Annotated in this window: 9 protein-coding genes; 2 read left to right on the forward strand and 7 right to left on the reverse strand. The window is 64.4% G+C overall.

Going from position 1 to position 11321, the window contains the following annotated elements; genetic code table 11:
- Window positions 1–342 precede the first annotated feature (342 nt).
- Window positions 343–3870, forward strand: a complete 3528-nt coding sequence (gene rne / locus DGA31_RS22880; protein WP_421958004.1) for a ribonuclease E — start codon at window positions 343–345, stop codon at window positions 3868–3870.
- 105 nt (window positions 3871–3975) lie between these two features.
- Window positions 3976–4899 carry an oxidoreductase gene (locus DGA31_RS22885; RefSeq protein WP_109514077.1) on the forward strand — a complete coding sequence of 308 codons (924 nt, stop codon included), beginning with the start codon at window positions 3976–3978 and terminating at the stop codon, window positions 4897–4899.
- Between the two features lie 9 nt (window positions 4900–4908).
- On the opposite strand, the gene murB is transcribed toward DGA31_RS22885, so the two are convergent.
- From murB to DGA31_RS22920, 7 genes are all read right to left on the reverse strand, one after another.
- The gene (gene murB, locus DGA31_RS22890; protein ID WP_109514102.1) at window positions 4909–5928 is read right to left on the reverse strand and encodes a UDP-N-acetylmuramate dehydrogenase; all 1020 of its coding nucleotides are present in this window, start codon (window positions 5926–5928) and stop codon (window positions 4909–4911) included.
- Between the two features lie 25 nt (window positions 5929–5953).
- Window positions 5954–6718, reverse strand: coding sequence for a 3-deoxy-manno-octulosonate cytidylyltransferase (kdsB, locus tag DGA31_RS22895; protein WP_109514078.1), 765 nt, complete (start codon window positions 6716–6718; stop codon window positions 5954–5956).
- Window positions 6715–6900, reverse strand: a complete 186-nt coding sequence (locus DGA31_RS22900) for a Trm112 family protein (RefSeq protein ID WP_109514079.1) — start codon at window positions 6898–6900, stop codon at window positions 6715–6717. The genes kdsB and DGA31_RS22900 overlap by 4 nt, the downstream gene beginning before the upstream one ends.
- Window positions 6901–6911: 11 nt before the next feature.
- Window positions 6912–7907: a tetraacyldisaccharide 4'-kinase gene (gene lpxK / locus DGA31_RS22905; RefSeq protein ID WP_109514080.1), complete on the reverse strand. Its 996-nt coding sequence runs from the start codon at window positions 7905–7907 to the stop codon at window positions 6912–6914.
- Entirely contained in the window at window positions 7907–8338 is a 432-nt protein-coding gene (locus DGA31_RS22910; protein WP_056836874.1) for an ExbD/TolR family protein, read from the reverse strand. Before DGA31_RS22910 ends, lpxK begins: the two co-directional genes overlap by 1 nt.
- Entirely contained in the window at window positions 8335–9009 is a 675-nt protein-coding gene (locus DGA31_RS22915) for a MotA/TolQ/ExbB proton channel family protein (RefSeq protein WP_056836877.1), read from the reverse strand. Before DGA31_RS22915 ends, DGA31_RS22910 begins: the two co-directional genes overlap by 4 nt.
- Before the next feature lie 62 nt (window positions 9010–9071).
- Window positions 9072–11288, reverse strand: coding sequence for a DNA internalization-related competence protein ComEC/Rec2 (locus DGA31_RS22920; RefSeq protein WP_109514081.1), 2217 nt, complete (start codon window positions 11286–11288; stop codon window positions 9072–9074).
- Window positions 11289–11321: the final 33 nt, after the last annotated feature.

Here is an 11321-nt window from a genome sequence, read left to right on the forward strand (position 1 = left end):
AACCCGCTGCGGATTCTGCGCACGGCAGCACCCGAATTATCAGGGATACGTGTAGGGCGGAGACGCACGACCATCGGACTGTGTAGCAACAACGCTGTTCAAGACGCTTCATCTCGTCCGCTACCGATGGCCGATTCCTCCTCCTGATCAAGCTTTTGCTGGCTGGGTGCCTTATGTCACCACAGCAAACAGGATACGTCGTTGCGACTTTCCGGCCCTGTTGGCCGGAATCTTCGCCAGAAACTGGAGTACCCCGGTACTCCTGACGTGCTCTGACACCGACCGTGAGAAGTCGTGTGTGCCGAACGCCGTTTCCGGCAGCCCGGAAACCGACGGTACTACATGAAAAGAATGCTGATTAACGCAACTCAACCCGAAGAGTTGCGTGTTGCCCTGGTAGATGGCCAGCGCCTCTACGACCTGGACATCGAGTCCGGTGCCCGCGAGCAGAAAAAGGCCAATATCTATAAAGGCCGCATCACTCGCATCGAGCCAAGCCTGGAGGCCGCCTTCGTCGATTTCGGCTCCGAGCGCCACGGCTTCCTGCCCCTCAAGGAAATCTCCCGCGAATACTTCAAGAAAAATCCTGAAGGCCGCGTCAACATCAAGGACGTCCTGAGCGAAGGCCAGGAAGTCATCGTTCAGGTCGAGAAAGAAGAACGTGGCAACAAGGGCGCCGCCCTGACCACCTTCATCAGCCTGGCCGGCCGTTACCTGGTGCTGATGCCCAACAACCCGCGTGCCGGCGGCATCTCGCGCCGCATCGAAGGCGAAGAGCGCAACGAGCTGCGCGAGGCCCTTAACGGCCTGATCGCACCGGCCGACATGGGTTTGATCGTACGCACTGCCGGCCTGGGCCGCAGCAGCGAAGAAATGCAGTGGGACCTCGACTACCTGCTGCAGCTGTGGACCGCCATCAAGGAAGCGTCCCTGGATCGCTCCGCCCCTTTCCTGATCTACCAGGAAAGCAATGTCATCATCCGCGCCATCCGCGACTACCTGCGCCAGGACATCGGTGAAGTCCTGATCGACAGCATCGAGGCCCAGGAAGAAGCCCTGACCTTCATCCGCCAGGTGATGCCGCAGTACGCCAGCAAGATCAAGCTGTACGAAGACAGCGTGCCGCTGTTCAACCGCTTCCAGATTGAAAGCCAGATCGAAACCGCCTTCCAGCGCGTGGTCGAACTGCCGTCCGGCGGCTCGATCGTGATCGACCCGACCGAAGCCCTGGTGTCCATCGACATCAACTCGGCGCGCGCCACCAAAGGCAGCGACATCGAAGAAACCGCCCTGCAGACCAACCTGGAAGCGGCCGAGGAAATCGCCCGCCAGCTGCGCCTGCGTGACATCGGCGGCCTGATCGTCATCGACTTCATCGACATGACGCCGGCCAAGAACCAGCGCGCCGTGGAAGAGAAAGTCCGCGAAAGCCTGGAAGCCGACCGCGCCCGCGTTCAGGTCGGGCGCATCTCGCGCTTCGGCCTGCTGGAAATGTCCCGTCAGCGCCTGCGTCCTTCGCTGGGCGAAAGCAGCGGCATTGTCTGCCCACGCTGCAACGGCACCGGCATCATCCGTGACGTCGAGTCCCTGTCGCTGGCCATCCTGCGCCTGATCGAAGAAGAAGCCCTGAAGGACCGCACCGCCGAAGTCCGCGCCCAGGTGCCGATTCCGGTCGCAGCGTTCCTGCTCAATGAAAAGCGCAACTCGATCACCAAGATCGAACTGCGTACCCGCGCCCGTATTGTCATTCTGCCGACCGATCATCTGGAAACGCCGCATTTCGAAGTGCAGCGCCTGCGTGACGACAACCCGGACGCCAACATCAACACCAGCTACGAAATCGCTGCGGCCGCCGCCGAAGTCGAAGAGGTCGTGCCCCAGGTCAGCGCCACACGCACCCTGGTTCGCCAGGAAGCGGCGGTCAAGACCGCGCCGGCCCGCGCCAACGCCCCGATGCCAGCCGAAGAGGCAGCCCCTGCCCCCGCGCCTGTCGCAGCACCGACACCGGTGCATGAGCCCAGCCTGTTCAAGGGCCTGGTGAAATCGCTGGTCAGCCTGTTTGCCACCAGCAAGCCGGAGCCGGTCGCGCCAGTCGCGGCTGAAAAGCCTGCCGCCACCGAGCGCCCGGCACGCAATGACGAGCGTCGTAACGGTCGCCAGCAGAGCCGTGGCCGCAACAACCGTCGCGACGAAGAGCGCAAGCCACGCGAAGAGCGTGCCGAGCGCGCCCCGCGTGAAGAGCGTGCGCCTCGTGAAGAACGCGCCCCACGCGAAGAGCGTGCGCCTCGTGAAGAACGCGCCCCACGCGAAGAGCGCGCTCCACGTGAAGAACGTGCACCTCGTGAAGAGCGCGCACCACGCGAAGAACGTGCCCCTCGCGAGGAACGTGCACCGCGTGAAGAAAACGGCCAGCGTGAAGAACGCCCGGCCCGCGCCCCGCGCGAAGAACGCAACTCTCGCGACCGCAAGCCGCGTGAAGAGCGTGTGCGTGAACTGCGCGAACCACTGGATGCCGCACCGGTCGCCGCTGCACTGGCAGCCGATGCCGTCGCTGCACCCAGCGCCGAAGCACCGGTTCGTGAAGAGCGCCCTGAGCGCGCACCGCGTGAAGAACGTCAGCCACGCCCACCGCGTGAAGAGCGTCAGCCTCGCGTCGAGCAGGACACCGACACCGCTGAAGAAGAGGCTCTGAGCAGCGAAGAACAGGCCCACGACGATCAGCAGGAAGGCAACGAGGGTGATCGCCCGCGTCGTCGCTCGCGTGGTCAACGTCGTCGCAGCAACCGTCGTGAGCGTCAACGCGATGCCAACGGCAACATCATTGAAGGCAGCGAAGAAGCCGGTAACGATGACAACAGCGACGCCCTGGCCGCCGGCCTGGTCGTAACGGCTGCCGTCGCAGGCGGCGTGCTTAGCGCGCCAGCCGAAGCCGATGCCCATCAACAGGCCGAACGTGCCAGTGATGTTACCGTGCAAACGACCGAGCCTGCAGCAGAGACGGTTGCCGGCAGCACTGAAACTGCAGCGCCTGCCCGGGTGGACACTCAGGCAGCAGTGGCCGAAGCGCCAGCCGCCGACGAGCCTGCCCGCTTTGAAGCGCCGGTCACAGATGTCACCGCCAGCGAGGCGCCGGTTACTCAGGCCCCTGCAGCAGACATCGTTCCGGTAGAAGCGCCGGTGGTTGAACGTTTCGAGCCTGCACCCGCAAGCCCGGCCGTTCCAGACGTCGAGCTGAACACCGAAGCGCCTGCCCCGGTCGTGATTGCCGATGACCAGCCTGCTGCACGGTTCACGCCGACACCCGAGCCGACACCTGAAGTCGAAGCCCAGGTTGAAGCCTCCAGCATCACCGATGCTCCGGCAACCGAATCGGCTGAACTCGTGCCTGTCGCCCAGACCGAGCCTGTCGTCGAAGCCCCTGCTGTCGTCGAGGCACCGGTAGTCGAGACTGTCGCGGTCGAGGCATCAGCCGTTGTGACGCCAGCCATTGAAACCCCGGTGGTTGAAGCGCCGGTCATCGATACGCCTGCCGTCGACGTGCCAGCCCCTGTCGAAGCCCCGGCCCTGCCGGTCAGCAGCTCGGGCCGCGCGCCTAACGATCCACGCGAAGTGCGTCGTCGCAAGCGTGAAGCGGAGGAGCAGCGTCGCCTGCAAGCTGAAAACCAGGCAGCACCTGTGGCGCCGGTCGAGGCCCCTGTCGTCGAAGCCCCTGTGGTTGAAAACGCGGCAATCGAAGCACCAGCCGTAGAGCCTCTGGTCAGCACCGAGGCTCCCGTGGCACAGGACACCGTAGAGGAAAAGGTCGAACCGACCGCTCCTCGCAAGGCCCTGACTGAGGAAGAAACCAGCGAAAGCAAACCGCTGGTCTGATCGACCTCATGAAAAAAGCCCCGCCTGCGCAAGCAGACGGGGCTTTTTTTTGGTCTGTGGTATGACCCGCCAGTTGGCTGCCTCCTTCCCTACACGAGTTTCTTCATGCCCTCCCCCTTGAAAGGCTTCACCGATGCCGACGTCCCGGACCAGTCCGGCAAATGCTTTATCGTCACCGGGGCCAACACCGGACTCGGCTACGAAATAACACGCGTCCTGGCTGTACGCGGTGCACGTGTCCTGCTCGCGTGCCGCGACCCGGTCAAGGCCGAGCAGGCCATGACGCGCCTCAAGACGCTGGCGCCACAGGCTGACCTGGCCTTCCTGCCACTGGATCTCAGCGACTTGCCCAGCATCCAGGCAGCGGCCCGCCAGGCGACAGGCGAACCACGCCTGGACGCATTGATCAATAATGCCGGCGTCATGACACCACCGCTGATGCGGACCCAGCAAGGCTTTGAACTGCAATGGGGCGTCAATCACCTTGGTAGCTTTGCCCTGACAGCCCTGTTACTGCCCAAGCTGGGTGAAACACCTGGCGCCAGGGTCGTGACCACTTCCAGCCTGGCCCACCGGGGCGCCAGCATCGACTGGGAGGACCTCAATGCCGAGCGCCGCTACAGCCGAATAAAGCGCTATGGCGCCAGCAAACTGGCCAATGCCTTGTTCTTTTTCGAGCTTGACCGACGCCTGCGTGCCACAGGGTCGAAGGTGATGGCAGTGGGCTGTCATCCAGGCATCGCCGCCACCGAACTGGGACGTTTCATGGGGCCCATGAAGGTTTTCGGGCCCATGGTGGGGTGGCTGCTCAACACGGCGCAAAAAGGCGCATGGCCTGCATTGCAAGCAGCAACAGCAATAGTGAAGCCAGGTGCTTACTATGGCCCGACCGGCCTGGGTGAAGCCCGAGGCGCCTCAGGCGAGGCGTCACGCTCGGCGCAGGCGCAGGATCCTGTAATGGCGCGACGCCTCTGGGAGCAGTCGATCAGCATGACCGGAATTGATCCCGGCCTGCCGCCTGCACCTTGAGCCTGAAGCTCAATACAGATTAGGCTCCATCTCCAGGCTGACACCGAAGCGCTCGATGACATCGGCCTGTATGCGCTGCGCCAGGCTCAACAACTGCAGGCCGCTGGCCTGGCCATGGTTGACCAGCACCAGCGCCTGCAAGCGATGCACACCGGCATCCCCGTCACGAAAGCCCTTCCAGCCAGCCTGCTCGATCAGCCAGCCGGCAGCCAGCTTCACCTGCTCATCACCTTGCGGGTAAGCCACCAGTTGCGGATAACGCGCCTTGAGGGCTTCGGCCTGGGCAACCGGCACCAGCGGGTTCTTGAAAAAACTGCCGGCATTGCCCAGTACGGCCGGGTCGGGCAGTTTCTCGCTGCGAATGGCACAGATGGCCCGGCTGACATCCAGCGGGGTCGGCTGTTCAATACCCTGCTCGACCAAGCGCTGACGCACAGGGCCATATTCCAGGTGCAGGTGCGCCTGACGGCTCAGGATGAAACGTACGCGCAGAATGATCCAGCGCCCGGCCTGTTGCTTGAACACGCTGTCGCGATAACCGAAGCGGCACTGCTCCAGGGAAAACTCGTGCAACTCGCCGGTTTCACGCTCCAGGGCGACCAGGCTGTGGAACACATCCTTGAGCTCGACCCCATAGGCACCGATGTTCTGCATCGGTGCAGCACCCACGGTGCCAGGGATCAGGCTGAGGTTTTCCAGCCCTGCCAGGCCCATCTGCAAACAGGTCTGCACGAAGGGGTGCCAGGGCTCGCCCGCCTCGGCCTCGACCACCACCCGCTGCGGCTCATCGCTCAGGATACGCACGCCGCGACTGGCCATGCGCACCACCAGCGCCTGCACATCAGCAGTCAGCAACAGGTTGCTGCCACCGCCGATCACCAGCAACGGCACCTGAAGCTCACGGGCACAGGCCAGGGCCTGGCGCACCTCGTCGTCATCATGGGCCTGGGCAAACAACCGGGCCTGGACATCGACGCCAAAGCTGTTGAACGGCTTGAGCGAAACTGCAGGCTGCACATCAAGGCTCATGCGCTGTGCCTCTTCAGAACCCACCTCAACCCTCCAGCAAGCGCCGTACGCGCTCCAGGTCTTCAGGGGTGTCGACGCCCGCCGGCGGTGCCTCGACGGCATCGGCGACATGAATACGCACACCGTGCCAGAGCGCTCGCAACTGCTCCAGCGACTCGGTATTCTCCAGCCAGCACGGCCCCCACGCCACGAAATCATGCAAGAAACCCGCACGGTACGCGTAGATGCCGATATGGCGACGATAGGGTACGCCCTCTGGCAGCACATCACGGCTGGCCGCCAGCGCATCGCGCGCCCAGGGCAGCGGTGCGCGGCTGAACGTCAGGGCCAGGCCGTTGAGGTCGGTCGCGACCTTGACCACATTGGGATTGAACAGGCTGGTGACATCCTCGAGCGGCTCGGCCAGGGTGGCCATGCCGGCTTCGGGGTGTGCCGCCAGATTGGCGGCTACCTGATCGATCACCGCAGGCGGAATCATCGGCTCGTCGCCCTGCACATTGACCACGATGGCATCCGCCGCCAGGCCCAGCTTGCCGGCCACCTCGGCCAGACGGTCAGTGCCGGAGTTGTGATCTTCGCGGGTCAGCAGCACTTCGGCGCCAAAGCCCTGACAGGCTTCGACGATGCGTGCGTCATCGGTGGCCACGACCACACGTTCGGCGCTGCTCTTGCGGGCCTGTTCCCAGACATGCTGGACCATCGGCTTGCCGGCAATGGTCTTGAGCGGCTTGCCAGGGAATCGGCTGGAGCCGAAACGCGCCGGAATCACCACGGTAAAAGGGGCGGTCATTTCTCCAGACGCTCCTCGGCGGTCAGGGTGCGCGCTTCGCTTTCGAGCATCACCGGAATGCCGTCGCGGACAGGATAGGCCAGGCCCGCGCCCTTGCTGATCAACTCGGTCTTGTCAGCGCTGAGTTTAAGAGGCCCCTTGCAGATCGGGCAGGCGAGGATGTCGAGCAGTTTGGTATCCATGAAAGGTCCCGTCATTGAATAAGAAGTGCCAGCCGCTCGTCGAACCAGCTGACGAATGCTGCAGACGGCTGGGCGTCCACAGCCAGGTACCACCAGTCTTCGGCGGCAAAGGAACGGCATTTCACCGCATCCTTCTCGGTCATGACCAACGGCAGTGCCGGTGTGAACGCCAGCGCTTGTGCGTCAAATACGGCATGGTCGGCGAAGGCATGCGGCACAGGCCGCCAGTCTAGCCTTTCGAGGGTGGTGAAGAAACGTTGCGGGTTGCCGATGCCAGCCACCGCGTGCACGGCCTGCCCGGGCGGAAAATGCGCCACGCCGACGCGCTGGCCGGTACGCAGGTTGACCAGGGCCGAAGGCTGGAGGGTAAAGGCGAAACCATCCTCGCGATCGCTCGGCGCACCGTTGTAGAGCAACGCATCGACGCCTTGCAGGCGCTCGACCGGCTCACGCAGGGGACCGGCCGGCAGGCAGCGACGGTTACCCAGCCCGCGAGCGGCATCGATCAACACCAGCTCCAGGTCTCGGGCCAGGCGGTAATGCTGCAAGCCGTCGTCAGAGAGAATCAGGTCGAGCGGTTCGGCGTCGAGCAGCGCCTGCACGGCGCGCCCGCGATCAGGATCGATCATCAGCGGTACGCCGGTGCGCTGCACGATCAGCAAGGGTTCGTCGCCGGCCTCGGCTGCGCTCTGCCCGGCCTGCACCCGCCATGGCAGGCTCGGTGGCCTGGCGCCATAACCACGGCTGACCACCCCGACCTTCAGGCCACGGCGGCGACACTGCTCGATCAGCCAGAGGATCATCGGCGTCTTGCCGGTGCCACCCACTGTGATATTACCCACCACGATAACCGGCACTGACGCCTTGTAGATCGTGCCGTCGCCTGCCAGAAAGCGCGCTCGCTTGTTGTTGACCACTCGCCGATACAGACACTCCAGCGGCCGCAACAGCGCCAGGGCCGGATGCCCCTGATACCAGGCGGCAAGCAAGCGATCGGAAAGCGCCATCAGTTAGCCTGAGCGGCCTGAACGGTGGTCATGCGCAGATGGCTGAAACCCAGTTTGCCGGCCGCATCCATGGCCGTGACCACCGCCTGGTGCGGGGTCTTGCCATCGGCACTGATCGACAGTGGCAGGCTGGTGTCACCGGCGGACTCACGCTGCAAGGCGTCGATCAGGCTGGCCAGGTCATTGCTGGGCAACATCTGGTTGTTCACCGAAAAGATGCCGTCGGCATTGATCGCGATGTCCACCTGCTTGCGAGCGGCGTCGTCGTTCGAAGCCCCGGTCACCGCCTGTGGCAGGTCGACACGCAACTGCGTCTCACGGGTAAACGTGGTGGTCAGGATGAAAAACAGCAGGAGGATGAACACCACATCGATCAAGGCCACCAGATTGATGTCGATGATGTCGCGCTGCTTGCGGCGACGGAACTTCACTTTCTCTTGCCCCCGGTCTTGGCCAGGGACCTGAGATCGACCGGCGCATCGACCAGATCCACTTCGCGGTCGCCCTGCACCACTTCAACCAGGCGGATGGCCTGCTGCTCCATGCCGACCACCAGTTCATCGACCCGGCCTTGCAGGAAGCGATGAAAGAAGATCGTCGGGATGGCGACCATCAGGCCCGAAGCCGTACAGATCAGCGCCTTGGAAATACCGCCGGCCAGGACCACGGCATTGCCGGCCGTGCCGGTGGCGTTGAACGAAGCGAAAATGTCGATCATGCCCAGCACCGTACCCAGCAGACCGAGCAATGGCGCCATTGCACCGATCGACCCCAGGGCACTGAGGTAGCGCTCCAGTTCGTGGATAACGCGCGCGGCGGCCTCTTCGATACTTTCTTTCATGATCTCGCGACCATGCTTGGAGTTGGCCAGGCCTGCGGCCATGATCTCTCCCAGCGGCGAGTCGGCACGCAGTTGCTTGAGCTTTTCGCCATCCAGCCTGTTTTCCTGGATCCACTGCCAGACCTGCCCCAGCAGGTGCGGCGGCGTGATACGGCTGCTGCGCAGCGTCCAGAGGCGCTCAACGATGATGCCGGCTGCGACGATCGAACTCAGAATGATCGGTAGCATCATCCAGCCACCGGATTTGACCAGTTCCCACACAGTGCCGTCTCCCCTGAAAAATTGGCGCCACTCTAACACGACCGATGGCCGGTATCGACGCATCAATCTCGCCAGAAACGCCGCTGCGCACGTACAGCCTCCGGCTCGCCGAACGCCCCCAGGCGCAGACGGATCGCGCCGGCCTCGGCGCTGTCATGAACGCCGATGCCCAAAGCCTTGTAGCGGGCCATGACCAGAGGGTGCGGGTGGCCGAACGTATTGTGCCGTCCGCGGGAAATCAGTACGCCCCTGGGGGCCACGCGCTCCAGCAGACGCCGCGAGGACGAGGTGCGGCTGCCATGGTGCGGCGCCTGCAACCAGTGGGCCTGCAAGTCAAAGTCCGCCGCCAGCAGTGCACGTTCGGCACCGGCTTCGATATCACCGGTCAACAGCAAGCGCTCGCCATTGGCCTCGACACTCAGCACACACGAGGACTCGTTGCTGCTACGTGCGTCTTCCCAGCGCCAGGTCGCGAACTGCACGCCATTCCATTGCCAGCGCTCCCCGGTACGGCATGACTGGGCTGCCAGTGAAGCCGGCAGGGCCTCGGCCTCACCGCTCACCACCCGCTTGACCGGCATGCCACGCTGCACCGCCAGGGCCCCGCCGGCGTGGTCGGCATGCGCATGACTGATCAGCATCAGGTCCAGTTGGCGCACCCCGGCCTTGCGCAGCACGGGCAGCACCACGCGCTCGCCGAGATCGCCTCCGGCCGTGGCAGGGCCGGCGTCATACAGCAGCGTGTGGTCGCGGGTGCGCAACAGGACCGCCAGGCCCTGGCCGACATCCAGCTGCAGCACCTCCACATGTCCGTGCGCAATCCTGTCTGGCGGTGCAAAGACACATAAAAGCAGTAACGGCCAGCCCAGTGGCCGCAAGGGCAAGCCTGCTGGCAACAACAGCAACAGCGCGCCGATCAGGCTCAAGCCCCAGGCCCACAAAGGTATGGTCGCCGGCACCCAGACCGGCACTTGCCCGGCCAGCCAGCCCAGCGCCACGAACAGCATGTGCAAGGCACCGCCGGCCAGCCATAACAGCGCTTCCCCCGCCCCCGGCACTGGCAACAACAGTGTGCCCAGCAGCGCCAGCGGCAAGACAACCAGACTCACCCACGGCACCGCCAGCAGATTAGCGAAAGGCGCACTGAGACTGACCGGCAGGTTCAACGCCAGCAACACAGGCAACAGCCCGATAGCGATCAACCACTGCGCCCGGGTCCAGGCCTGCCACCAGCGCCAGGCACCCAGCCGTGCGCCGAAGGTCAGCATCAGCACGCCCACCGCCGCAAATGACAGCCATAACCCCGGCTGCAGGCTGGCCAGCGGCTCGAAGAGCAGCACCAGGTTGAGCGACACCAGCCAGGGCCACAGCAGCCCCAGGTGTCGAAAGCGCAAGCGCCACAGCAAGACCATGGCGACCATCGCACACGCCCGCCGCACCGGCACCTCGAAGCCCGCCAGCAGCCCATACCCCAGGGCCGCCGCAAAGGCCAGCCCGCATGCCCAGGGCAACCAGGGCCAGGCGCGCGGCCACAGGCCCCAACGCGCCAGCGCAGCGATCAGGAAATACACCGCGCCAGCCAGCAACCCGACATGCTGGCCCGAGATCACCAGCAGGTGCACCGTGCCGGTCTCCTGCAACACCTGCCAGTCGTCACTGCCCAACCCGGCGCCGTCGCCCAGTACCAGTGCCGCCAGCGCGCCCTCGCGCCCTTGTGCATCGACCGCCAACAACCGCTGGCGAATGGCTTCGCGCCAGGCGCCCTGCCCGGATGCCAGTAACTGACCATCGACCACCGTACCGCTCGCACCGATACGCCGCGCCAGCAGCCAGGCCGGGTAATCGAAGGTCCCTGGATTGACCAGCCCGTCCGGGCGCCGCAACTTGACCGCCAGCCGCCAGCGTTCACCACTGCGCACCTGTGGCCCGCCCTGCCAGCTCACCCGGATGCGCTGCGGCAACCGGGCACGCCGTGAGTGAGCGTCCTTGAGCTCGAAACGGACAACGCCCTCACTGGCGCTCGGCAATCCGCTCACCTCGCCCTGCAGCCACAGTGTCTGGCCATCGAGCCTGGGCAACAGCCGGTCATCCAGCGCCCATTGCGCCGACAGGCAGGCCCAGCTCAACCCCAACAGCCATAGCGCCAGCGGATAGGTGCGGTACGGCAACAGCATCAAGGCCAGCACCGGCATCAGCAGCAACAGCCAGCCCGGCGGCAAGGCCGGCAAAAAACGCAGGGTCAACAGACCCAGTGCAAGCGCGACCATCCCTGTGCGCATGAGCATTCCTCAGGCAGAAAAGCCTTACAGAAT

Origin of the sequence: Pseudomonas ovata, assembly GCF_003131185.1 — a bacterium.
Lineage (GTDB): Bacteria > Pseudomonadota > Gammaproteobacteria > Pseudomonadales > Pseudomonadaceae > Aquipseudomonas > Aquipseudomonas ovata.